At 39.9% G+C, this 23119-nt stretch carries 24 protein-coding genes and 2 pseudogenes; 24 read left to right on the forward strand and 2 right to left on the reverse strand.

The window, feature by feature from the left end; all coding sequences use genetic code 11:
- Positions 1-79: 79 nt before the first annotated feature.
- The 18 genes and pseudogenes from J7E63_RS00530 (at position 80) to J7E63_RS00615 (ending at position 15499) form a co-directional block, all read left to right on the forward strand.
- Positions 80-1288, forward strand: coding sequence for an acyl-CoA dehydrogenase family protein (locus J7E63_RS00530; protein WP_215009828.1), 1209 nt, complete (start codon positions 80-82; stop codon positions 1286-1288).
- A 29-nt stretch (positions 1289-1317) separates the two neighbouring features.
- Positions 1318-1431: pseudogene (locus J7E63_RS30435) on the forward strand (SDR family NAD(P)-dependent oxidoreductase); the annotation flags it as partial.
- A 153-nt stretch (positions 1432-1584) separates the two neighbouring features.
- Positions 1585-3198, forward strand: coding sequence for a long-chain-fatty-acid--CoA ligase (locus J7E63_RS00540; protein WP_215009830.1), 1614 nt, complete (start codon positions 1585-1587; stop codon positions 3196-3198).
- A gap of 131 nt (positions 3199-3329) precedes the next feature.
- Complete coding sequence (locus tag J7E63_RS00545) at positions 3330-3896, forward strand: TetR/AcrR family transcriptional regulator (RefSeq protein ID WP_215009831.1); 567 nt, start codon at positions 3330-3332, stop codon at positions 3894-3896.
- 108 nt (positions 3897-4004) lie between these two features.
- A pseudogene (locus J7E63_RS00550) lies at positions 4005-5080 on the forward strand (phosphotransferase family protein).
- 17 nt (positions 5081-5097) lie between these two features.
- Positions 5098-5835, forward strand: coding sequence for a 2-phosphosulfolactate phosphatase (locus tag J7E63_RS00555; RefSeq protein WP_215009832.1), 738 nt, complete (start codon positions 5098-5100; stop codon positions 5833-5835).
- A 128-nt stretch (positions 5836-5963) separates the two neighbouring features.
- Complete coding sequence (locus J7E63_RS00560; protein WP_215009833.1) at positions 5964-6743, forward strand: enoyl-CoA hydratase/isomerase family protein; 780 nt, start codon at positions 5964-5966, stop codon at positions 6741-6743.
- A 12-nt stretch (positions 6744-6755) separates the two neighbouring features.
- A complete protein-coding gene (locus J7E63_RS00565) occupies positions 6756-7730 on the forward strand; it encodes a quinone oxidoreductase family protein (RefSeq protein ID WP_215009834.1) in 975 nt (324 codons plus the stop codon).
- A gap of 185 nt (positions 7731-7915) precedes the next feature.
- On the forward strand, positions 7916-8617 hold the full coding sequence (locus J7E63_RS00570; RefSeq protein WP_215009835.1) for a response regulator transcription factor: 702 nt from the start codon (positions 7916-7918) through the stop codon (positions 8615-8617).
- Positions 8607-10013: a sensor histidine kinase gene (locus tag J7E63_RS00575; protein WP_215009855.1), complete on the forward strand. Its 1407-nt coding sequence runs from the start codon at positions 8607-8609 to the stop codon at positions 10011-10013. The genes J7E63_RS00570 and J7E63_RS00575 overlap by 11 nt, the downstream gene beginning before the upstream one ends.
- A 165-nt stretch (positions 10014-10178) precedes the next feature.
- Complete coding sequence (locus J7E63_RS00580; protein WP_215009836.1) at positions 10179-11621, forward strand: S1C family serine protease; 1443 nt, start codon at positions 10179-10181, stop codon at positions 11619-11621.
- A gap of 21 nt (positions 11622-11642) precedes the next feature.
- A complete protein-coding gene (locus tag J7E63_RS00585; RefSeq protein WP_215009837.1) occupies positions 11643-12530 on the forward strand; it encodes a peptidylprolyl isomerase in 888 nt (295 codons plus the stop codon).
- A gap of 27 nt (positions 12531-12557) precedes the next feature.
- Positions 12558-12971 carry a hypothetical protein gene (locus tag J7E63_RS00590; RefSeq protein ID WP_215009838.1) on the forward strand — a complete coding sequence of 138 codons (414 nt, stop codon included), beginning with the start codon at positions 12558-12560 and terminating at the stop codon, positions 12969-12971.
- A gap of 127 nt (positions 12972-13098) precedes the next feature.
- Positions 13099-13530 (forward strand): cell wall hydrolase, encoded by a 432-nt coding sequence (locus J7E63_RS00595; protein WP_215009839.1) that lies wholly within the window; start codon positions 13099-13101, stop codon positions 13528-13530.
- 106 nt (positions 13531-13636) lie between these two features.
- On the forward strand, positions 13637-13960 hold the full coding sequence (locus tag J7E63_RS00600; protein WP_215009840.1) for a hypothetical protein: 324 nt from the start codon (positions 13637-13639) through the stop codon (positions 13958-13960).
- A gap of 22 nt (positions 13961-13982) precedes the next feature.
- Positions 13983-14222: a Na+/H+ antiporter NhaC family protein gene (locus J7E63_RS00605; RefSeq protein WP_251033288.1), complete on the forward strand. Its 240-nt coding sequence runs from the start codon at positions 13983-13985 to the stop codon at positions 14220-14222.
- Positions 14223-14344: 122 nt separating this feature from the next.
- Entirely contained in the window at positions 14345-14920 is a 576-nt protein-coding gene (locus tag J7E63_RS00610; RefSeq protein WP_215009841.1) for a YitT family protein, read from the forward strand.
- 72 nt (positions 14921-14992) lie between these two features.
- Positions 14993-15499, forward strand: coding sequence for a mismatch-specific DNA-glycosylase (locus tag J7E63_RS00615; RefSeq protein WP_215009842.1), 507 nt, complete (start codon positions 14993-14995; stop codon positions 15497-15499).
- A 45-nt stretch (positions 15500-15544) separates the two neighbouring features.
- On the opposite strand, the gene shc is transcribed toward J7E63_RS00615, so the two are convergent.
- The gene (gene shc, locus J7E63_RS00620) at positions 15545-17410 is read right to left on the reverse strand and encodes a squalene--hopene cyclase (RefSeq protein WP_215009843.1); all 1866 of its coding nucleotides are present in this window, start codon (positions 17408-17410) and stop codon (positions 15545-15547) included.
- A gap of 150 nt (positions 17411-17560) precedes the next feature.
- Between shc and J7E63_RS00625 the strand changes: the two genes are divergently transcribed.
- From J7E63_RS00625 to J7E63_RS00650, 6 genes are all read left to right on the forward strand, one after another.
- Complete coding sequence (locus tag J7E63_RS00625; protein WP_215009844.1) at positions 17561-18622, forward strand: DUF2515 domain-containing protein; 1062 nt, start codon at positions 17561-17563, stop codon at positions 18620-18622.
- Positions 18549-19001: a CBO0543 family protein gene (locus tag J7E63_RS30040; RefSeq protein WP_285289903.1), complete on the forward strand. Its 453-nt coding sequence runs from the start codon at positions 18549-18551 to the stop codon at positions 18999-19001. Before J7E63_RS00625 ends, J7E63_RS30040 begins: the two co-directional genes overlap by 74 nt.
- 247 nt (positions 19002-19248) lie before the next feature.
- The gene (locus tag J7E63_RS00635) at positions 19249-19689 is read left to right on the forward strand and encodes a peptidylprolyl isomerase (protein WP_088088526.1); all 441 of its coding nucleotides are present in this window, start codon (positions 19249-19251) and stop codon (positions 19687-19689) included.
- 96 nt (positions 19690-19785) lie between these two features.
- A complete protein-coding gene (locus J7E63_RS00640) occupies positions 19786-20589 on the forward strand; it encodes a divergent polysaccharide deacetylase family protein (protein ID WP_215009846.1) in 804 nt (267 codons plus the stop codon).
- Between the two features lie 142 nt (positions 20590-20731).
- A complete protein-coding gene (locus tag J7E63_RS00645; protein ID WP_215009847.1) occupies positions 20732-21484 on the forward strand; it encodes an exodeoxyribonuclease III in 753 nt (250 codons plus the stop codon).
- Positions 21485-21591: 107 nt separating this feature from the next.
- Positions 21592-22362 (forward strand): class I SAM-dependent methyltransferase, encoded by a 771-nt coding sequence (locus tag J7E63_RS00650; protein ID WP_215009848.1) that lies wholly within the window; start codon positions 21592-21594, stop codon positions 22360-22362.
- Between the two features lie 51 nt (positions 22363-22413).
- Here J7E63_RS00650 and J7E63_RS30045 read toward each other — a convergent pair whose 3' ends face one another.
- Positions 22414-22539, reverse strand: a complete 126-nt coding sequence (locus J7E63_RS30045; protein WP_285289904.1) for a hypothetical protein — start codon at positions 22537-22539, stop codon at positions 22414-22416.
- Positions 22540-23119: the final 580 nt, after the last annotated feature.

Consider the following 23119-nt stretch of genomic DNA (forward strand, 5'->3'; position numbering starts at 1 on the left):
AATTGAATATTTAATATTTACAGGTATAATTAAAAGTACAACATACCAACTGGTTAGTATGGGGGAGGGAGTGGAAATATTGGATTTTTCATATTCTCAAAGAGTGAAAGAGTTGCAGGAAAAATTAACGGCCTTTATGGAAGCGAATGTATATCCCAATGAGCGTATTTACGAGCTGCAACTAAATGAACAAGAAAGCCGTTGGAGTGCGGTGCCGCCGATTATGGAGGAACTAAAGGAAAAAGCAAAGGCGGAAGGGCTCTGGAACTTATTTTTACCAGAAAGTGAATTTGGTGCCGGATTAACTAATCAGGAATATGCTCCTTTATGTGAAATTATGGGAAGGTCTCTTATAGGTCCAGAGGTATTTAACTGTAGTGCGCCTGACACGGGCAACATGGAAGTTATCGTACGCTATGGAACAGAAAGGCATAAAGAACAATGGTTAAAGCCCTTGTTAGCAGGCGAAATTCGTTCTTGCTTTTCGATGACAGAGCCAGCTGTGGCTTCAGCGGATGCGACTAACATCGAAGCTAGGATCGAAAGAGATGGCGATGAGTACGTTATTAATGGTCGGAAATGGTGGTCATCTGGTGCTGGTGATCCTCGTTGTAAGATTGCGATTGTAATGGGAAAAACAGATCCATCGGCCGACCGTCATGAACAACAGTCGATGATTCTCGTTCCACTTGATTCCACAGGTGTGAAAATTGAACGGATGCTCCCTGTATTCGGCTATGATCATGCCCCGCATGGACACGGAGAAATCACCTATGAAAATGTGCGCGTGCCGCTCGAAAATATCCTTTGGGGAGAAGGGAAAGGGTTCGCAATTGCGCAAGGGAGATTAGGGCCTGGAAGAATACATCATAGTATGAGATTAATTGGTGCAGCTGAACGAGCGCTTGAGGAATTATGTAAGCGCGTTCAGGAACGGACTGCTTTTGGAAAACTATTATCACAGCAAGGGGTAATTGGTGAATGGATTGCAGATTCTAGGATCGAAATTGAACAGGCAAGACTGCTTACCTTAAAAGCTGCCTTTATGATGGATACTGTAGGTAATAAAGTAGCAAAAGCAGAGATTGCTATGATTAAAGTAGTCGCCCCGTCAATGGCATTACGTGTCCTTGATCGTGCCATTCAGGCACTGGGTGCTGCAGGAGTTTCAAACGATTTTACACTTGCTGCCCAATGGGCAAACGCAAGAACATTGAGATTAGCAGATGGACCTGATGAAGTCCATCGTGCACAGGTTGCCAAGCTAGAATTGAGAAAATATCATTAGAATTTAAACTTGAAGAAGGGCTGAGAACTATGAGATTACTAGGGAAAACAGCAATAATTACGGGCGGAGGGGGCGGTATTGGCCGCTCCACCGCGCTCCGCCTTGCAAAAGAAGGAGCAAGGGTTGCAGTCGTAGATATCGATTCCGCAAATACGGTGTTATTAGCTTCAGATGAAGCGTCTTTTATTACAGGTACAACCCTGTCTGTTGACGGTGGCGCTTAGCATTTTAGATGCTCTATAGCAAATGGTAAAAAATCATTAGTGAGTTTATAACACATTTTGGGAGGAAACTCGATGAGTGGTAAGAAAGCCTGGTTAGCCCATTATCCGGAAAGTATCGAAACAAATGTGACGATTCCAAATAAGCCGTTAGGACAAATTCTTCAGGAGACCACGGAAAAATATCCTGATAATAATGCTCTATCCTTTTATGGAAGGAAATTTTCTTATCAGCAATTAAACTCGCTAGTTCATAACTTTACATCTGCTTTGCAGCAAAATCAGGTTCAAAAAGGCGACCGAGTTGCAATTATGCTCCCGAACTGTCCGCAATATGTCCTAACCTATTACGGAATTCTTACGGCTGGGGCGATTGTTACCCAAGTGAATCCAATGTCAGTCGAACGAGAGCTTGAATATATACTGAAGGACTCCGGAGCGGAAACCATTGTAGTTCTCGATGCCCTCTATCCAAGGGTGAAAAGTGTTCAAGCACTTACCAACCTAAAGAATATCATTGTTGTCAGCCTCCAGCCCTCAGGACATGAATTTGCCCCGGACAGAAGTTTTGAAAGCTTCTTATCGGAAAGTAACGGAAGCATCCTCCCGATTGAAATGGATCCTCTGCATGATGTAGCCGTCCTTCAATATACTGGTGGCACAACAGGAAGATCGAAAGGTGCGATGCTGACGCACCGAAATGTTTTAGCAAATGTGATTCAGTGTTACGAGTTCTTTAAAGAAGAAATGGAAATCGGAAACGAGCGTTTTCTAACTGTCATTCCACTCTTCCATGTTTTCGGGATGAGTTCTTGTATGAACTTTTCGATTTTTACAGCCTCTGAATCGATCATGCTTCCTCGGTTTGAATTAGAGGAAGTATTAAATACGATCAAGGATGAACAACCTACTGTTTTTCCAGGTGTCCCAACCATGTATGTAGCGATTACAAGCCATCCTCGTGCCGAAGAATACGGGATTAACAGTATTAAAACGTGTAACAGCGGAAGCGCGCCAATGCCACTTGAACTGCTCCGCAGCTTTGAAAAGAAAACAAGTTCTAAAATCTTAGAAGGTTATGGATTATCAGAAGCCTCACCGACCACCCATTGCAATCCGCCATTTTCAGTACGCAAACCTGGCAGCGTTGGGATTGGCGTCCCATCCACTGAATACAAAATAGTGGATATAGCAACAGGGACTGAAGCAGTGCCTGTTGGTGAACTAGGGGAAGTCATCATTAAGGGACCACAGATTATGAAGGGGTATTGGAATATGCCGGAAGAAACAGCAAATACCCTCCGTGACGGCTGGTTATACACGGGTGATATTGCCAAGGTAGACGAGGATGGTTATCTATACATCGTTGATCGCAAAAAAGATTTAATCATTGCCAGTGGCTTCAATGTCTATCCGCGTGATATTGAAGAAGTCCTTTACGAACATCCAGCTGTACAAGAGGCGGTCTGTATTGGAGTTCCCGATCCGTACCGAGGAGAAGATGTGAAAGCCGTCATCGTACTAAAGGCTGGCAAAACCGTAACAGAAGAAGAAATAATCCAATATTGTAAGCAAAACTTGGCAGCCTATAAAGTACCGCGTAATGTCGAAATCCGCGATCATCTTCCAAAAACAAATGTTGGAAAAATTCTCCGTCGTGCCTTAAGAGACGAAGTGAAAAATAAATAAAAGCTAATAGATAGTTGAAAATGTTTCCGAAAATAGTATAGATAGTAGAAATCCTCGTTTGTGCTTATAGGGGTCTTATAGATTATGATATAATTCTCAATAGACATTTTTACAGAATGCGAGGACATAATGTGAAGGAAAAAATTACAGCACAAAGCATCCGGCTTTTTGAAAAAAAAGGATTCACCGAGACGTCAATTCAAGACGTTGTGGATTCTCTTGGTGTGACAAAGGGTACATTCTACTATTACTTTTCAAGTAAGGAAGAATTGCTGATGGATATCCACCTCGGATATATAGATGGATTACTTTTTTACCAGGAGCAGATATTAAAAGATGCTTCGAAGTCTTGTAAGGAAAAATTATTTGCGATTGTTAATATGCTTATTACAAGTATTTCCAGTCAAGGGGCGGCTGCAAAAATTTTCTTTAGAGAAATAAATAATTTAAGTTCAGAGCATATTGAATTAATTGTTCAAAAAAGAGATCAATTCCGTCTCAATATAGAAGTCCTGATTCGGACAGGAGTAGAAAAAGGTGAGTTCCGGCCCGAGTTAGATGTGCAGATTATTACGATGGGAATTCTTGGCATAACCAATTGGAGCTACCAATGGTTTAACCCAAACGGAAGGGTCTCTGACCGGGAAGTTGCAGAGATTTTTGTCGAAATGATTTTAAAGGGAATCCAAGTCAATTGAAGAAAAAATTGGGAAGAGGGTTTTTATGGAAATTACCCTCTCTTTTTTCAAGGTGAATACCAACTGGTCAGTATCGTTTGAATTTTCCGAATTGAAAGGTGGAATCTGATGCCACACCAAATGAGTAAAGATACAATCCCTGTCCGAAAAGGTGAGGAATTGAACCTTCCTGTCCTTGAAAAGTTTTTACATGAAAACATCGAAAAATTGCCAAGTGGTCCGCTTGAAGTCTTACAATTTTCTGCAGGGCATTCTAATTTAACCTATCAAATAAAAAAGGGCAGTTGGGAAGCTGTACTAAGACGCCCTCCTCTAGGACCTGTAGCACCAAAGGCTCACGATATGGAAAGGGAATTTAAAATTCTTTCAGAGTTGCATCCATTATTTTCAGTTGCTCCAAAGCCAATCCTTTTTTCTAATAATGAGTCGATCGTTGGCAGTCCCTTTTTCCTAATGGAAAGAAAGAATGGTCTTGTAATCGATCGTTTTTCCCTGATGGAGTTATAGTAACTGAAGATCACTGTCGGCACCTTTCGGAGGTAATGGTCAATAAACTTGTAGAATTGCATGCAATCGACTACAGACAGACGGGTCTTGCTGAAATCAGTAAGCCGGACGGGTTTATGGAAAGGCAGGTACATGGCTGGATTGGACGATATGAACGGGCGAAAACGGAGGAAATTGCTGTCGTTGAACAATTAAAACGATGGCTGGTAGAACAGACACCCAAAAAACACGAAGCGACGATCATACATTATGACTATAAATTCAATAATGCCATGTTTACTGAGGATCTAACCGATATGGTTGGCCTGTTTGATTGGGAGATGACCACGGTAGGCGACCCGCTGGCAGACCTTGGGGTGGCCATGGGCTATTGGAATCAACGCGATGATTCTGAACTTTTGATTAAGGGGTTAGGTAAGGCGCCGATCACGGCTGTCCATGATGGATTTTTAACAAGGAATGAATGTATCGATCTTTATTCGAAAAAAAGCGGCCGGGATGTTTCTAACTTTAACTTTTATTTAACGTTTGCTTATTTTAAACTTGCTGTCATTGGTCAACAAATTTACTACCGCTATAAAAAAGGGCAAACCACTGATACACGATTTGCCAATTTTAATTATTTTGTAAAAAATTTAATTCTGCATGCAGCGAATGTTGCGGATGAAAGGGTTTAAAAGGGAGTTGGGTGGGAATGACTAAGATTCATCTTCTTATGAAGAAAGAAGACATCCGAGAAGAGAAAATTGCAGATGGAAATAAAATCGCGGTCGTCTTAGATATACTACTGGCAACAACCACAATTGTTTCAGCCTTAAAGGATGGCGCAAAGGAAGTCATTCCAGTTTTGCATAGCAAGGAAGCAATCGAACTTGCAAATCAGTACCAACAGGATGAATGTATTCTGGCTGGAGAATTAGATGCCCAACCGATTGACGGGTTTGTTTATCCTAGTCCAACGTTAATCAGGGAATCCATTAACGGAAAAACGTTAATTTTATCCACCACAAACGGCACTGTGGCGTTAAGAAAATCATCTTCGGCGAATAAAGTATACATTGCATCTATGCTCAATAATCCTGCAGTTGCTAGTTCTCTTCAGAAAGTTAGTGAGGATCAAACCATTCTAATTATTTGTTCCGGAAATTCTGGGGAAATGAGTTTAGAAGATTTCTATGGTGCCGGCCACTTAATAGATTGTTTATTGAAAAATAGTGAATATGAATTAACAGATGTAGCGAAAACGGCTTTATATTTCTACCGGGGTCAAAAGGACGCCTACGAGATTCTGCTAGATTCTTATGTTGGAAAACTTCTAGATAAATATAATCAGCATCCTGACTTAAGGGTGGCTTCGGCAAAAGGGATAACTTCGATTGTACCTATATTAAAAGATGGAAAAGTCGTAGTCGAAACAATCTATTCTATTTAAAGGGATGCAGAGATCGATGAGGTTTTCACAAACAATTGCATTAATAACGGGGCAGGAAGCGGAATTTGCAGGGCGACAGCTTTTTGGTTTTCAATAGATTACGAACCTAAACTGAAAGGAAGATAAATATGAGCCAAGGTCATTTATTAATTGAAAAACTAGGTCCGGTTTTGTCTTTGACATTAAACCGTCCAGAAAGCCTAAATGCGTTTAGCCCCGAGATGATTTTAGGTCTAAAGGATGCGCTTACTAACGCCCAAATGGATGAAGATATACAGGTGATTGTTATATCTGGAGCCGGTCGTTCCTTTAGTGCAGGCGGCGACGTCAAAAAAATGGGGCAGGCAGACTCTAATCAAGTTTACGAGCATATCGGCAAGCTCAATGAGCTCATTTTATTGATGAAAGAAACCGAAAAGCCGATTATCGCCACTGTTCACGGTTTTGCCGCTGGGGCAGGGTTTAATTTGGCTCTGGCCTGTGATCTTATAGTAGCAGCGGAAGACAGTAAGTTTGCCCTAAGCTTTTCACAGGTTGGTTTAATATCTGACGGGGGCGGCTCCTATTTACTTCCGAGATTAATTGGTCCGCATTTAGCGAAACAATTCTTTTTTACAGCAGAACCAATCCCTGCAGGGCGTCTTTTTCAACTAGGGGTAATTAATTATTTAGTTCCATTAGAGAAGCTTCAAGAAGAAACTACGAAATTCGCCTTAAAATTGGCGCATGGTCCTGGCAAAGCGTTTGGAAAACAAAAGAAATTAATTGATCAATCGTTTACATCCACACTTGAGGAAATCCTCGAGCAGGAGCGGTTGATACAGACGTTAATGGTGCAAACAGCTGACCACAAAGAAGGAATTAACGCTTTTAAGGAAAAAAGAAAACCAACATTTAAAGGGAAATAGGAGATGAAAGTGATGAAAGCAGTTCGATTAACAGAATATGGTGGACCAGAAGTATTGAATCTTGTGGATATTGAAAAACCGGTTCCAACCGGTCATGAAGTTCTAATTGAAATAAAAGCGATTGGTGTTAACTACGCGGATACTGCACGGAGGGAAGGACAATATGTCGTAAAAACGCCGCTGCCTTTTATTCCTGGTGCTGAGATTGCGGGAGTGGTCGCTGAAGTTGGAGAACAAGTCACAAAAGTTAAGCCAGGTACAAGAATTGTCACCTTAATCGAATCAGGGGGCTACGCTGAATATGCGCTAGCAGATGAGCGATCACTGATTCCGATTCCTGAACAATTAGATTTCCAAAATGCCGTTGCCCTGCCGTTGCAAGGCTTAAGTGCTTATCATATTTTAAAAACAATGGGTCGTTTAGAAAAGGGCGAAAGCGTCCTTGTGCATGCAGCTGCAGGCGGGGTAGGAACAATTGCTGTTCAGCTAGCGAAATTATTTGGTGCAGGAAAGGTAATTGCTACAGCAAGCTCAGCTGAAAAATTGGCGTTAGCACAGGAAATGGGCGCAGACGTACTAATTAACTATACAGAGCCAGACTGGGAACAGCAGGTTCTTGAAGCCACAGGCGGCAAAGGGGTAAATGTTGCGCTTGAAATGGTGGGCGGGGATGTTTTTAATAAAACCGTCAAATGTCTTGCCACATTTGGCCGCCTTGTTGTGTTTGGTGCTGCAAGCGGTGAACAAAGCCGCTTCTATCCTTCATCACTGATGGCTAGAAATCAATCAGTTATCGGCTTTTTCTTACCGCAGATTATGAGGAAACCAGAATTACTGCAGCCAAGCTTAGTTGAGTTACTTACATACCTCGGTGCAGGAAAATTAAAGCTGACCATTGGCGGGGTATTCCCATTAGAGGATGCAGCAAAGGTCCATACTCTGCTGCAATCGCGAAAAACACAAGGGAAATTAATTTTAGTGCCGTAATGTTAAATAAATGTATGAAAGAGGTCTTGAAGTGATTCAAGCCTCTTTTTCTGTGGAGATATTAATAAACTATGAACAAACTATTAATTAGTAGAGAACAATTGTTTTTATGGTTGATATGCTTAAAATTTGAGATAAACTAAATAAATAGAACAATTTAGGTTGCATGAGGAGCTGATCTAATTTTGAGAATATTAGTGATTGAAGATAATAAAAGTGTTTGCTCAATGATCGAAATGTTTTTTGCCAAAGAAGGCATTGATGGAGAGTTTGTCAATGATGGCCTTGAGGGATATAACCGCATTAAGGAAGGGACATGGGATGCTCTCATTATTGATTGGATGTTGCCGGGAATGGATGGGGTAACGATCTGCCGTAAAATCCGGCAAGAAAATTTTACCGTTCCAATCATTATGTTAACAGCAAAGGATAGTGAGTCAGACCAAGTGCTCGGACTTGAGATGGGAGCTGATGATTATGTAACCAAGCCATTCAGTCCGCTGACATTGATGGCGAGAATTAAGGCAGTTACACGCCGCTTCCAAACACAGGTGCCAAAAGAAAGTGACGATTTCCTGCAAACCGAACACTTTAAGGTAAGTAAAAATACGAGAGAAGTGATTGTGGACGGAACACCAGTGACAAACTTAACACCGAAGGAGTTTGATTTACTTTACTATATGGTTGAACATCCCCGCCAAGTGTTTTCAAGAGAGCAGCTACTTGAACGGGTTTGGGGCTATCAGTACTACGGTGATGAACGGACAGTCGATGTCCATATCAAACGGCTGAGGAAAAAAGTCGAAACAAGCTCGCAGCCATTCTTCCATACGGTATGGGGGGTAGGGTATAAGTTTGATGAGTCAATCAAAGCGGATGAAGTTTAGATATATTTACCAACAGTTTTTTAGTCATATCAGTATCATTATTGTTGCTTTTTTGGTGTTAAGTCTTTTATTTGCCCATTATGTTGAAAATCTGGTTTATGAGAATAAAGCAAACGAGCTCATTTCTTACGGGAAGTCAATCATGTCAGAGATCGAACAAAGGCCACAAGCGACGGAGTCCATCATTAATCGCTATAGCTCCGTATTAGCGACCAGAAAAATGAGCTTTAGTATGTTCGATCAATATGGAAAATTATACGCCGTTGGAAAACAGGGTCCAGCCATTGGGGGTTTATCTGACAAGGATTGGGATAAGATTTCTAAAGGACGTACCCTTGTGGTTAATAGCGATTTTAAAAGGTTCGGTCAAGAAGGTGTTACTTTTGTTGTATTACCGTATCTTGATAACGGGAACTTTATTGGCGGCATTCTATTAACCTCACCGATTAGCGGCTCAAGTGCGATGATTCAACGCGTCAACCAGTTTATTTTGTACACCATTCTTATTGCTCTTATTGTGTCCTTTTTACTGAGTTGGTTTTTATCGAGGATTCATGTTAACCGGATTAAGCGTTTACGTGAAGCAACCTCCCTTGTCTCTGCTGGGAATTATCAAGTACACGTTTCTTCCTCCAATTTTGATGAAATTGGTGAATTAGCAAACGATTTTAATCATATGGTCGATAAAATTAATACATCGATGGAGGAAATTGAAAGTCTTGAAAATAGACGAAGGCAATTTTTGTCTGATGTTTCCCATGAAATGCGGACGCCTCTTACGACAATTAGTGGTGTAATCGAAGGTTTGAAAAATGACATGATTCCGGAAGAAGATAAAGAGCGTGGAATCAACTTAGTTAGCCAAGAAGCGAAAAGACTCATTCGCCTGGTCAATGAAAACTTGGATTATGACAAAATTCGCTCCAACCAGATTCAGTTATTTAGGGAAGACATTCAGCTCGTAGAGTTACTAGAAATTATTCAGGAACAATTAATGCCCCAAGCAGAGGATAAAAATAATCGGATAGTTATTGACGCGGCACCGGAAGTCATGGTCAATGCAGATTATGACCGACTGATCCAAATATTAATTAATATTACCAAAAATAGCATTCAATTTACCACGAACGGGACTATTTGGCTGCGTGGAAGAACAGAGGAGAACTCAACTATTATCGAAGTGGAAGACACGGGAATTGGCATTGATCCCAATGATATCGAAAAGATCTGGCGTCGTTTCTATAAAGCTGATATTTCCAGAACCAGTAACCCCTATGGTGAATTTGGGTTAGGTCTTTCAATCGTAAAGCAATTGGTTCTACTTCATAATGGAGAAATTAATGTTTACAGTGAAGAAGGACAAGGAACAAAATTTGTGATTCGACTTCAAAAATAAGAGGGATATTTAGAAGCTGCGGGCTGATGCCTGCAGCTTTTTTGCGCAGTTGCGATTATATTTCTTGGATATTTCCAAACGCCGTTATAGTTTGTTAATAATTTCTTAAGATTTGTCAGTTAAAGTAAAGACAAGTTAGTAAATCCATAAAGGAGATTGAGTGAGATGGAATTAAAAAATGAAAATGAATTCGAAAAAAATCAACCTAATTCATCTGAGATGACTGAAAATACAAAAGCTGAAGAACAATCAACGGATACAATCAATTTCAGCCATACTGAAGAAAATTCGCATGCTGTCGATGCGACCGTAACAGTGGAGACGAAGGATTTTGTCAATCATGACGATCAAGAAGAACCAACTAAAGTCGACCCTACCACAGAAGCGACATTACCTCTAGAAATGGATCAAACGCGTACGAATAGCCAAGTGGATCAAAAGTATAAGAAAAAACGGAATGTAAGAGGATTTGCCTCCACACTTGCCGCAGGGGTAATTGGGTCTGTATTGACATTAGCGATTCTGCCACATACAGACTACATAAAAAATCATTTTCCGAAGGTGGAGAATCAAGGGGCAATAAGTTCTCAACAAGGAACATCTGTCAAACCAGTGGTGGCTCAGCCATCAGCTGCATCTTCTAATTCGATTGCGGATACGGTTGAAAAAATATCAAAAGCCATTGTCGGGATCGTTAATTATCAGCAACAAGAGAATAATTTTTATGGAAACCCTAACTCATCACAAAGTGTGGAAAGCGGATCTGGCTCGGGAGTTATTTTTCAAAAAAATAATGACACGGCGTATATTGTCACCAATAACCACGTAGTAGAAGGGGCTTCGAAACTTGAAGTATCTTTGTTTGACGGTGAAAAGGCGACCGCAGAAGTTGTTGGCACAGATGCCTTAACGGATCTTGCGGTCTTAAAAATTGACGCTAAATACGTGACGGCAACTGCTGATTTTGGTAATTCGTCCACACTCCGCCCTGGCGACCAGGTTTATGCGATTGGAAACCCGCTCGGACTTGATCTCTCAAGGACAGTCACGCAAGGTATTGTCAGTGCAACGAACCGAAGCATTGCTATCACAACATCAGCAGGAAATTGGGACACCAATGTCATTCAAACAGATGCAGCGATCAATCCAGGGAACAGTGGTGGTGCGTTAATTAACCCACAAGGGCAGGTGATTGGGATCAATAGTTTGAAAATTTCTGAGAGTGGTGTCGAAGGATTAGGCTTTGCGATTCCTAGTAATGACCTCATTCCAATTGTGAATCAATTAATTAAAAGCGGTAAAATTGACCGTCCATATCTTGGGGTAGGACTTGCAGATCTTGATCAAGTGCCACAAATGTACTGGCAAAACATGCCGAATAACTCAACAAAAGGTGTTATGCTGACAAACATTGAGCCTAACTCAGCAGCTGCAAAAGCTGGGCTGCAAGTAAAGGATATTATTATCTCTATGAATGGAACGGAGATTACCAGTTCTTCAGATTTAAGAAAATATTTATATACAAAAGTTAGCAAAGGCGCTGAAATAAAATTTGGTGTTTACCGCGACGGAAAACAAATGACGGTAATTGTAAAACTGTCGGAATAATGGGAGGGAGTAGCTAGAAAAATGGCCTTATTAAAGCAAAATAAAAAGACTGTTCTAATCATACTAGTGTTATTAATTACGATGGGTATCTCGCTAAGTTTCGCCCTAAAGAAGGATGAGACGGTCGCAAAGTTTAATGGTGAAGCAATTAGCAAAGATGATCTTTATAGTGAAATGGTCGAACAGTATGGTGCTGCCACAGTTGATAAAATAATTGGCGATAAAATTGTGGCTGCTGAGGCTAAAAAACAAAATGTAAATATTACTAATAGTATCCTGAATAAAGAGGTTGAAAAACTGAAAGCCTCTTATGGCGGCGAAGAAGCATTTAAACAGGCGCTTGAAAGCAACAATACTACTTTGGCTTTTCTTAAACAAGATCTAAAAAATTATTTGACCATCAAACAATTACTGGAGCCTCAAATAGAAATTACCGAGGAGGAAATGAAAACCTATTTTGATGAAAATAAGGATTCGTTTGCCGAAGCAGAGCAAATTAAAGCAAGTCATATTCTGGTTCCCGATGAAAAAACTGCTAATGAGGTCAAACAAAAGCTCAACGATGGCGGGGATTTTGCGGAGTTAGCCAAAGATTATTCCACCGATGATAGCACGAAGGATTCAGGCGGTGACCTTGGATATTTTGCCAAAGGGACAATGGTCTCTGAATTTGAAGATGTGGCTTTTGGACTGGCAGTGGACCAAGTAAGTAAGCCAGTAAAGACTGAATATGGGTATCATATTATTAAAGTGGAGGCTAAAAAGAAGGCGAGAGAAGCAAATTATAATGACAGTAAGGAAGAAATTAAAGAAACTTTAGTTGATCAGAAAATCGATTCTGAGTACACAACCTGGCTAGAGAACAAGAAGAAGAGCTATGATATTGAAAATACACTAGAAGAAGTTTAACCCTACAATCAAGAGGTGAATAGCAAGATGAATCGGGTCGGGAAATATGCAGCAAACGATACAGTGGATGATCTTGAGTTGATGAATATGGTCTTTGAACTCCCTGAAAAGGATAAAATGATTATGTGGTCTGAAGGCTATATTGATCTTGTGATTGAGAAATTACCTGAATATGCCCGAGATGTTTTGGAGAATCGAAAGGAAAAGTGGGAAGATACGAAAGCATTTTACCAAAAGAAGATTGAAGATATTATTAACCAGAAAGAGTTTAAATTGAAACAAAAGGGCGAACGGAAGGAGTTCGCCCTTTTCGTCATGGAGCGATATCCAGAATATCAATCGTTACTTTTTTTAGTTTATGATGGGAATCTAAAGGAGGATGATTTTAGAAAGTTTGTCTACCGAAAAAGGCTCGGTTCACGTAAAAAGTACCTTCATTAAGCGGGTTGGCGGAAAGTTTTCGGAGCATTTTTTCTTCGGTTTTCGCTAATTTGTGTATTCATAAAATATATGACAACAACCCTCCTTGAGGAATAAGATATAAAGCAACAAAATTGGGGGTGACGTGATGGCAGTTGTGAAGGCAAGTTCATCAGATATTGATCTTATGGCTCGATTACTTAGAGCCGAAGCTGAAGGGGAAGGAACGCAAGGAATGCTCCTTGTAGGAAACGTAGGAATAAATCGGCTTCTTGCAAACTGCTCCGATTTTAAAGGTCTTCGAACCATACCGCAAATGGTATATCAACCACATGCATTTGAAGCGACGACAAAAGGATATTTTTATCAACGAGCTAGGACTTCAGAAAAGCGTTTGGCACAAAAAGTCATTAATGGTGAAAGGTATTGGCCGGCAAAATTCAGCCTTTGGTATTTTAAGCCACAGGGAGATTGCCCGCAAACTTGGTATAATCAACCTTTTGTAGCTAGGTTTAAACTTCACTGTTTTTATCAACCGACTGCGGCAGAGTGTGAAAGTGTTTATACTACCTTTGCCTAACAATGGAGCCGCCAGTTTGCGGCTCTTTTTGTTAAAATTATAGCTTTTCGGAAGCAGAACTTTTCCTTATAATAAGAGATGTTTCTTTAACAAAGGGTGGGTTCTTATGGTTATTAATTTTTCTTTAAAACAAGTGTTGCTACTTCTGATTGTGACATTGACAGGGGTGGTTTGGTCAGTTATCTTTCATCACCCACTTGTGGCAGGTTTTTTTCCAGGCTACCTCATGCTTGTTTGGTTAGCAAAGAAAAAAGAGATATCGATAAAACAAATTCTACATATTAGTATTTTGGGTGTGAATAAAACGAAAATTGTCATCTTAATTCTTTTCTTGGTTAGTTTCTTGCTGCCATCTTGGTACTTATCAGGTACCATTCAGCAAATGGTGAAAATCGCCTTGCATTTTATCAAACCCTGCCCATTATTCTAACAGGGAGATCCTTCCTTCCTCATTGGTCAGTAACTATGGAAAAGAAGAGCTAGCTAGAGTGATGGGGGATTCGACGATGCTGTTTCCGGGGATGGTCCCGTGGAGTGTTCTCGCCATCATGTGCAGCACGATCGTTGGTATACCGATTATGGATTATCTGCCATTTGCGGTATTTTTATGGATTTTACCCATTTTAACGATATTAGTTTCCTTAGTAAAACAAGCCCGAAAATCCAAACCAAATCGAACAGCGATTGCTTAAAAAACGGAGTCCTTTGCGTCTCCGTTTTTTCGGTTTTTGGGGTTAAAAGAAAATCCCTTTGAATGAAGTACCACTATCTTTCATATTAGTGGTAGTAAAGAACTTGGACAAGGGATGATCACATGGTGAAAAAATTGGCTATAATCGGATTTGGGAGTACCATGATTGGGATTGGCATTAACGGGTTTATTCTTCCTTTGCATTTAATTAATGGAGGATTTTTAGGTATTAGCCTGTTGTTAAAATATATATGGGGTTTTAAAACCGGAATCACGTTTATCTTTCTTAATATCCCCGTTTATATGTTCGCCTTTAAATCTGACCCTATTTATTTTATCAATGGTGTAATAGGGGCGCTCTGTACCGGTCTTATGATTGAATTATTCATGCCTTTAAATGGAATATTTCATCTACCCATCCTTAACAGAGTTATTGTAGGAGCTGTGATTATTGGGAGTGGGGTTGGGGTAATGCTTAGAAATCATATTAGTCCAGGCGGTATGGACCTGCTAGCACTAATCATTGCCAAATGGTCAAAAGTGAATGTTGGCGTCATTATGTTTGCGATGGATGCTGTTATCATTATTACCGGTCTCTTTCTCCTTCAGGATGTGAAACTTTTTTATTCGCTAATCATAGTTGCGATTGTTGGACTACTAGCAAGTATAATTACCACTATTAACATTGAGCGGAACTAAATAAAGTAAATATTACATAACGATGGAACAATTGGTAAATCTAAAAAGGCTAGGTAAATAAGGAGATTTTTTATGAAACCCATCAGTGATCATCTCAAGGAAAATTTAAAGGTTTTATTTGTTGGCTTTAATCCAAGCATTCGCTCTAGTGAACTAGGGCATCATTATGCTAATCCTAACAATCGTTTTTGGAGGATCTTGTATGAAGCGGGGTTAACGCCGAGGAAATATGACGCAACTGAAGATGCGAAACTTTTAGATTTAGGATATGGCTTTACAAATATCGTTCAAAGGCCGACAAAGGCAGCGGATGAAATTACGAAAGAAGAGTACGTGGAGGGCAGAGAAATCTTAAAGACAAAGGTCGAACAGTTAAAGCCACAAGTAGTTTGCTTTGTTGGAAAGGGAGTTTACCAGCAATATAGTGGTTTAAAAGTGATTCAGTGGGGGAAGCAACCTAACGGATTTGTACCTGGAGTGGTTGATTTCGTTGCACCTTCTTCAAGTGGTCTGGTTCGAATAAAAATGGAGGAAATTGTTGATATCTATAAAGGGCTTGTCCCGATCCTAACACAATAAAACATCGACGGAAATTAAACTAATGTCGTCGATGTTTTGTTCTTTTTACGACTCGAATTTTTTATGATAATGTGACATAGCCATGAGAGGGAAAATGTAGCGATAGCTGTGATAGTGAATGTAAAAACCACCGGCCATCCCTTGACCTTTTGGATAATTAGTGGTCCAATCTTGTTTTTCAAGTGACGCTATTAAATAGGAAATCCCCTTTCGAATCTGTATGGTTGGTTTTTCTGACGTGGTTAGCAGGGTATCAAGTGCCCAAGCTGTGTGCGTTAATGTACTTGCTCGTAATGGCACATATGCTTTTTCGCTATCACTATGGCATGACTCTCCCCAGCCGCCATCCTCATTTTGAATCCCTTGTATCCAATTCACAGCCTTTTGGATTGCTGTATGACTAGTAGGGACCCGTGAGGCTAATAAACCGGTTACTGCTCCCCAAGTTCCGTATAAATAACAAATCCCCCATCTTCCATACCAAGAACCATCCTTCAGTTGATTTTTCAAAAGCCAGTTAACCCCTTTATTGATCGCTTTGTGGTCTCTTGATAAATTCGTGTAATTCCCCAAAAATTCTAAGGTTCGCCCTGTGATGTCTGCACAAGAAGGATCTGTTAGTAAGAATTCGCCTTTTTCAATTGGGAGAAATTCGAATAACTTTGTATTGATGTTCTTTTCAAACGCTGCCCAGCCTCCATCGTCATTTTGCATGGATAAAAGCCAACTCAGACCTCGGTCCCAGGCATGTCTTTCATGCGGAACAATTCTTGAAATAGAACGGAGCGAGGCAGTTGTATCATCGACATCCGGATGCATCGTATTTACATCAGAAAACCCCCAGCCGCCGGGCATTGTCTTTGGATTATGAATTACCCAATCCCCGAATTTATGATGCTGGTGGTCTAACAGGTAACGATTGGCCTTCATGACCATTGGATCGTCTGCTAAAACACCAGCTGACTGGAGGGCATAACCAATCAAAGAAGTATTCCAGACATTCGCTGTGGTGTACTGCATATGGGGGCTTCCGTTGATATCGCATTTCATTGCAATCAAACCTTTCACGGCCTTTGATATCACCGGATCCGTTTTCTTATATCCTAGGGAGAGTAGGGCAAATATCATTAAAAAGGTACTACTGTAGTAACTGTAAAAGGTGCCATCTGGTTCAAGGTGGTCCAACATATATTTTTTGGCCCGTTCTATCGCTAGCTGATGGAGCTGCTCGGGTAGACCCATTAATCTTTTAACTCCCTCCTCGATAAATGACAACAAGGAACGATATTCAGCAGATCGAAACCAAGGTTTTTCCTGATTACGGTGTAGATGTAGTTCTGAAAGATTAGGGCTTTTCTTTGTCTTAATAAAAAACTTTTTGTCGGCGAGAAGAATAATCGGAGTAAGATTGGCTCTGCCAAAGACAGAAAAGGAATAGAAATTAATCGGAAAGTAGTGTGGCAAGAGTAAGAATTCAACAGGAAGAGGAGAAAAATCTGGCCATATATATTGACCGGTTAAAGAAAGCATCACTTTTGTAAAGATACTAACTTCCTCTAAGCCGCCTTTGGAGACAATAAATCTTTTTGCAGCCCGCAATCGTTTGTCATCCTTCTTAACATATCCCGAATATAACAAGGCGTAATAAGCTTCCACGGTCGCGCTGAGGTTCCCTTCGCCTCCATCATAATAAAGCTTCCATGCTCCATTTTCACCCTGTTTACTAAAGATCCTCGAAACCAAGCCTTGAATTAATTCTTCATCATTTAATTCCAATGTCCGCAATAAAATGATCATATAGGCATCTGTTGACTGTCCTGTTTCAAAGGGGTAATTCCAAGATCCATTGGGAGATTGGTCTTTCCGAAGCTTCTTAATTATCCAATCGATGCTTTTTTTTGTATTGCTCATAAGTAAGTACTCATTCCTCTCCCAGAAAATTATTCTCATTCATACATATTCCATAGGTGGAAGGAGAATACGCAAAGGAGGTAATGTGCCATATTTTTTAAGAGAAATCGCGAGAAGTCACCACTGGAATATATAAGGGAAGAATTAAAAATGAAGGGCAAACAATCAAGTTTGCCGCCAAAAATAACGAGAGGGGAAGCGAGCCTTTTAGAACAGATAAAGACTGAGACAAAGGAGCATAACTTAAATAATGTCACTAGAACGAAGGCATACCTTGACTTTTATCTTCACTTCCCTGAAATCCATTGGGCTTTTCTCGGGCATATGGTCTCCCGGAACGGTGGCTGGAATATGACCGACCTGAAAGGAGAATTTCTCACCCGTTTACTCTCGAAAAAAGAAAGAGAAACTTTTTTTGCTTTTTTAGAGCGTGGGAATTGGCTCATTTTCCAAGACGTCTATCCACAATTTTTGTTGTATAGGGAAAGCTTGAAGCAACATAAACCTTTATTTCATTTAAGTTCTTATCTAAATATTTCTACTTTTATGGAAACGATTTGGAATCACTTTTGGCTTCATCAAGAAACCTATATTCTTGCCATTGCATTGATAATAAATGAACAGAGTTATTTGGAAAAAAGGGTGGTTCAGAATCCACTTTATCAAAAAGGAGTGTTAAATAAATTTGAATTTATTCTCCAGGACTTGCTTTCTTTTAACCATATCCTCTTTCCCTATGGAAAAAGAAACCTTGCTGGGCAAACACTTCATCAGTTTGAGTCATTGAATGAACGAATTTTACTTGGAAAAAGATTATATGATGTCCTTTTTAAAAACAAGGAGCGTTTAAAACTAGTCTTGGAATGGGCTAAAACCCATCCTCATACAGGCTCCAGAAAGGATTACTGGCCGCAAATTTTTAATAACATCAACGAGGGAATACCCGGCTTTGCCTATCAAACCCGCTTAAAGGCCTGTCAGCTCCGGCCGCGGGCAAGGAAAATTTATAGTCCAGCCCTTGAATATGCTTGGAAGAATGTAAGTCAAACGGAGGCTGAAAAAGGGGACTGGTTTGAAGATGATCGTGTTGTGGATTATTTAATGGATGACAATAAAAAAATTGACGGGGAGATTAAAAATGAATACTGTAAAACACTTGAACGACTCGAGCTCGCTGCCATCGCCAAAAAAGCCATATCGATTTTGGACTAACCCATCCCTCGGAGCCGTATTTTTGGCTTCCTTGTTCGCTACGTATTTAGATCTTTTTTTTGTTGGGAAACACATATATAGATTCCCCGTGAGGCCGTTGCCAACTATTTTCTCCATCAATATTGTATTTACACTCGTGGTGCTGCCTGTGTTAGTATTCGTCTTTCTGCGAATAATGAACCAGGTGAACAAATGGGGGAAAGTGGGCCTTATCTTATTTATTAGTCTTTTGATGTCCATTCTAGAAAAATTAACGGAAGTGTTCGGCTGGTTTGATCACACTGAGAACTGGTCACATCTCTACACGTTTTTTGGTTACCTGCTGTTTTTAACGATTATTTATTCATTCTACACTTGGATGGCTATACAAAAAGGCTAACATACAAAAAGCCGAGACTTTCGTCTCGGCTTTCGCGATGCAACAATTGAATTGTTACACCTTGCCCCTTCCGTCCGTACAGTGGTTAAGTGTCCCGCAACAAGCGAATGTTCGGAAGGGGTACTATTATATTACCACAACCATAGGAGAAATATAACTGAAAGGAAGAAATTTGGTGTTTCAAACTTTCATTTCTTTTTTGAAAAGTGTATGATAAAAATGATTTTTACATAAAGGAGTGTTTTCAATGGCGAAAAAAGGTCATTTTTTGATGGAAAACGGAGAAAAAATTGAATTTGATTTATATCCAGAAGCAGCACCAGGGACAGTTGAGAATTTTGAATCATTGGTTAACAAAGGATTTTACAATGGATTAACATTCCACCGAGTTATTCCTGGATTTGTAAGTCAAGGAGGCTGTCCTGAAGGTCGTGGAACTGGTGGACCTGGTTACACAATTAAATGTGAAACAGAAGGGAATCCTCACAAACATGTACCAGGTGCATTATCCATGGCACATGCAGGCAAAAACACTGGCGGAAGCCAATTCTTTATCGTTCATGAATCACAGCCGCATCTAAACGGTGTTCATACCGTGTTTGGACAAGTGACTTCTGGGCTTGAAACTGCAAAATCCATGCGCAATGGTGATAAAATGGTAGAAGTAAAGGTATATGATCAAGAATAGATAACTCAGGAGGGCTCTTGCAGCTCTCTTTTTTTTTGTCTAATTTATGATCAATTAGGGCAAATTAACCTCTAAAATCAAAGTTGGGGGGCATTTATGAAAAAGTATATTTATATGCTTATTCCATTCATGGTATTTACATTTCAACAACCGACATCGGCCGAAAAAAATGAACCCAAAGAACTTAAGGCCGCGATTATCATTGATGATTTCGGCGGTGGAACAGGTGGAGTGCGTGACTTCCTTGAAGGGGAAATTCCGATTACGGCTGCAGTCATGCCGTTTACAGAACACTCGAAAGAACATGCGGAATGGGCCCATAAATATGGCATCGAAGTAATGATTCATTTATCCATGGAACCGAAAAGAGGAAAAAGATCTTGGCTGGGGCCAAGGCCAATTACGAATGACCTTTCACCAGGCGAAGTAAGACAAATTGTAGAGGACGCGATAAAAGATGTTCCATATGCTGTAGGCATCAATAACCATATGGGCTCACTTGCGGTTGAAAATAAAGAAATAGTTCGTGCAATTGTTGAGGTTGCTAAGGAAAGAAGATTATTTATTATCGATAGTGCCACTAGTCCAAATACGAAATTTCCCGAAATAGCCAAAGAGCTGGGTGTACCCATCCTTAAAAGAGATGTATTTTTAGACGACATATCCTCCTCAGTGCATGTTCGAAAACAAATGATTAGACTAGCGAAGGTTACTGAAATAAAAGGTATAGGTATTGCTATTGGGCATGTAGGTATAACCGGAAAAGTATGTTCGATTGGTGTCTTTCAGTCGATGGACGAATTTAATAAACGAAAAATAAAAATAGTCTCTGTTTCCAAGCTGTTTTCCGGCAAATTACCTGAAAAGTATTTTATACCATATAAAAAGGCAGCTGAGTGAAGTGACCCCGCATAAGTTGGACTAATAATCCATCTTATGAGGGGTTTTTCAAATTTCTTTCCCAAATCCTCCTTAACTGATAAAATGTCTCCTATCAAACACTAATAAATAACAAGTTAGCAAGGGAGAAGGAATAGTTAACATGAAACTAGTATCTTGGAATGTTAATGGCCTTAGGGCGTGCGTTAAAAAAGGTTTTTTGGATTATTTTGATGAAGTGGATGCAGACATTTTTTGTGTGCAGGAAACAAAACTGCAAGAAGGGCAAATTAGTCTTGAGTTGGCTGGATATCACCAATACTGGAATTATGCAATCAAGAAAGGCTACTCCGGTACAGCGGTGTTTACTAAGAACAAACCGCTTTCTGTTCGATATGGGGTAGGAACGGATGAGACTGAAGGGGAAGGACGAATTCTTACATTAGAGTTTGACGACTTTTTCTTAGTTAATGTCTATACCCCTAATTCACAAAGAGATTTAGCGAGAATCAACTACCGTTTGGACTGGGAGGATCGGATCCTACTGCATTTGAAAGAATTAGATGAACTGAAACCCGTTGTCTTATGCGGGGATTTGAATGTCGCCCATCAGGAAATTGACTTGCGAAATCCAAAATCTAATAATGGGAATTCCGGGTTTACGGAAGAAGAACGTGGGAAAATGACCTCTTTACTTGCTGAAGGCTTTGTTGACAGCTATCGTCATTTTAATCCGGAGCAGGAAGGTGCTTATACCTGGTGGTCCTACATGGCAAAAGTCAGGGAAAAAAATATTGGCTGGCGGATTGATTACTTTATTGTTTCTGAAAGATTGCGGGAACGACTCAAGAATGTGGATATTCATTGCAATGTGATGGGGAGTGACCACTGCCCGGTAATTCTTGAAATGGATTGATAAATCCGATTAGTTTTTCTTATTGTAAAACATAAAATACCTGTCATTTTCTTTATGAAGTAACTGCTTTATAGTTATTAAATAGAAGTCACGGAGGGGGAAATGACATGGATATCAAAAAGGATGTACAACAACAGTTTGGAAAAAGTGCAGATTCCTATGTTAGTAGTGCTATCCACAATGATGGCAATGACTTACAAAAGCTTTTAGAAATGGCGATGACGACCGGTGAAGAAGAATTATTGGATGTTGCCACGGGCGGCGGCCATGCTGCCAATGCTTTTGCATCTTGTGTAAAAAAAGTAACGGCATTAGATTTGACACCAGAAATGTTAGCCGCAGCTCAAAAATATATCATAGGTAATGGACATCAAAATGTCGAGTTTATCATAGGGGATGCAGAAGTTCTTCCCTTTTCTGAGGGAGTATTTGATATTGTAACTTGCCGGATTGCTCCACATCATTTTCCAAATGTAAATAAGTTTGTTGATGAAGTCCACCGCGTTCTCAAGCCATCAGGTCAGTTTTTACTTGATGATAATGTCGTTCCAGAAGAAGAGGACTATGATCTATTTTATAATACCATCGAAAAATGGCGGGATTACAGTCATTTCCGGGCTTGGAAGAAGAGTGAATGGCTCCGGATGCTTGAAATTTCTGGTTTTGAAATTTTTGAATGGCACCGCTTTGAAAAAACCTTCCATTACGAACCATGGTGTAATCGCATGAACTTACCTGAAGATGAAAAGGATAAATTAACTCAATTCATTCTTAGTGCATCCCCGAAAGTAAAAGAGAAATTTAAAATTATCATAATAGATAATCAAATTATCTCTTTCGTCGGGGAAGCTATCATTTTAAGAGCAATAAAAAGGTAAAAAACCCTTTGCATAATGAGAGCATTTCTCCTTTTGCAAAGGGTTTTCGAATTAAACATCGTTAAGTGCGGTTCCAATCACATCAAATTCAGGCAATTTCTCATCCAAAACCGATTGATTTTGCTCTTGTTCCACAGGAGTAACCAATCCACTTTCATCGTCTTTTTTCATAATCATTTATAGTCATCTCCTTTATGATAAGAACGGAATACTAAGTATTTTTTCCTATTAATTGTTATCTAAACCTATTCAATAATCTTTTCTGATTTTCCCATTACAAAGTGCTATTTAATTTATGGCTATGTTAAAGATCATTGTTGATTTTGGCACATGTTGATTGGAGCGGAAGGCGCGAAGACTCCTGCGGGAGGACGGGGCAGGGGAGACCCCGCAGGCGCATAGCGCCGAGGAGGCCCCCGGACCGCCCGCGGAAAGCGAAGCGCCTGATGCGGAAATCAACATCCAAGTTTAACACAGCCTATTTATAAAAAATCGAAAAGAAATGGTTGACGAATTAGTGATGGGGTAGTATGATATTCATTGTCGCTGCTACGGAATAACTAGTTTAAGAGATGTAAGAAATTATTTCGAATGAAGTTGACATTAAAAAAGTGTTATGCTAGAATAATAAGAGTCGCTAATCACTTGATTGGATGATAAACAAGAATAATAGATTTGTTCTTTGAAAACTAAACAAACAAAATCGTGCAAACAAACAAAACTTTTAGTTTTAACTAAGAAACTAAGCCAACGTAAC

It is taken from the genome of Bacillus sp. ISL-75 (assembly GCF_018613095.1).

Excerpts from the sequence above, each read along its gene's own strand:
- J7E63_RS00540 (WP_215009830.1), top strand. The coding sequence starts at position 1,585 with ATGAGTGGTAAGAAAGCCTGGTTAGCCCATTATCCGGAAAGTATCGAA.
- J7E63_RS00555 (WP_215009832.1), top strand. The coding sequence starts at position 5,098 with ATGACTAAGATTCATCTTCTTATGAAGAAAGAAGACATCCGAGAAGAG.
- J7E63_RS00560 (WP_215009833.1), top strand. The coding sequence starts at position 5,964 with ATGAGCCAAGGTCATTTATTAATTGAAAAACTAGGTCCGGTTTTGTCT.
- J7E63_RS00565 (WP_215009834.1), top strand. The coding sequence starts at position 6,756 with ATGAAAGCAGTTCGATTAACAGAATATGGTGGACCAGAAGTATTGAAT.
- J7E63_RS00575 (WP_215009855.1), top strand. The coding sequence starts at position 8,607 with ATGAAGTTTAGATATATTTACCAACAGTTTTTTAGTCATATCAGTATC.
- J7E63_RS00580 (WP_215009836.1), top strand. The coding sequence starts at position 10,179 with ATGGAATTAAAAAATGAAAATGAATTCGAAAAAAATCAACCTAATTCA.
- J7E63_RS00585 (WP_215009837.1), top strand. The coding sequence starts at position 11,643 with ATGGCCTTATTAAAGCAAAATAAAAAGACTGTTCTAATCATACTAGTG.
- J7E63_RS00590 (WP_215009838.1), top strand. The coding sequence starts at position 12,558 with ATGAATCGGGTCGGGAAATATGCAGCAAACGATACAGTGGATGATCTT.
- J7E63_RS00595 (WP_215009839.1), top strand. The coding sequence starts at position 13,099 with ATGGCAGTTGTGAAGGCAAGTTCATCAGATATTGATCTTATGGCTCGA.
- J7E63_RS00600 (WP_215009840.1), top strand. The coding sequence starts at position 13,637 with ATGGTTATTAATTTTTCTTTAAAACAAGTGTTGCTACTTCTGATTGTG.
- J7E63_RS00610 (WP_215009841.1), top strand. The coding sequence starts at position 14,345 with ATGGTGAAAAAATTGGCTATAATCGGATTTGGGAGTACCATGATTGGG.
- J7E63_RS00615 (WP_215009842.1), top strand. The coding sequence starts at position 14,993 with ATGAAACCCATCAGTGATCATCTCAAGGAAAATTTAAAGGTTTTATTT.
- shc (WP_215009843.1), bottom strand. The coding sequence starts at position 17,410 with ATGAGCAATACAAAAAAAAGCATCGATTGGATAATTAAGAAGCTTCGG.
- J7E63_RS00625 (WP_215009844.1), top strand. The coding sequence starts at position 17,561 with ATGAAGGGCAAACAATCAAGTTTGCCGCCAAAAATAACGAGAGGGGAA.
- J7E63_RS30040 (WP_285289903.1), top strand. The coding sequence starts at position 18,549 with ATGAATACTGTAAAACACTTGAACGACTCGAGCTCGCTGCCATCGCCA.
- J7E63_RS00635 (WP_088088526.1), top strand. The coding sequence starts at position 19,249 with ATGGCGAAAAAAGGTCATTTTTTGATGGAAAACGGAGAAAAAATTGAA.
- J7E63_RS00640 (WP_215009846.1), top strand. The coding sequence starts at position 19,786 with ATGAAAAAGTATATTTATATGCTTATTCCATTCATGGTATTTACATTT.
- J7E63_RS00645 (WP_215009847.1), top strand. The coding sequence starts at position 20,732 with ATGAAACTAGTATCTTGGAATGTTAATGGCCTTAGGGCGTGCGTTAAA.
- J7E63_RS00650 (WP_215009848.1), top strand. The coding sequence starts at position 21,592 with ATGGATATCAAAAAGGATGTACAACAACAGTTTGGAAAAAGTGCAGAT.
- J7E63_RS30045 (WP_285289904.1), bottom strand. The coding sequence starts at position 22,539 with ATGATTATGAAAAAAGACGATGAAAGTGGATTGGTTACTCCTGTGGAA.